The organism is Anoxybacillus sp. ST4 (genome assembly GCF_019448545.1).
GTDB lineage: Bacteria > Bacillota > Bacilli > Bacillales > Anoxybacillaceae > Anoxybacillus > Anoxybacillus pushchinoensis.
Map to the genome: position 1 here is coordinate 1 of NZ_JAHZOE010000115.1, position 250 is coordinate 250.

Annotated in this window: 1 rRNA gene; it reads left to right on the top strand. The window is 57.2% G+C overall.

Features of this window, described 5'->3' with window-relative positions:
- A 16S ribosomal RNA gene (locus K1I44_RS15245) occupies positions 1-250 on the top strand; the annotation flags it as partial.

Sequence of the window (250 nt, forward strand, 5' to 3'; positions counted from 1 at the left end):
CGAGAGATCGGGCGTTCCCCCTTCGGGGGGACAGGGTGACAGGTGGTGCATGGTTGTCGTCAGCTCGTGTCGTGAGATGTTGGGTTAAGTCCCGCAACGAGCGCAACCCTCGACCTTAGTTGCCAGCATTCAGTTGGGCACTCTAAGGTGACTGCCGGCTAAAAGTCGGAGGAAGGTGGGGATGACGTCAAATCATCATGCCCCTTATGACCTGGGCTACACACGTGCTACAATGGGCGGTACAAAGGGT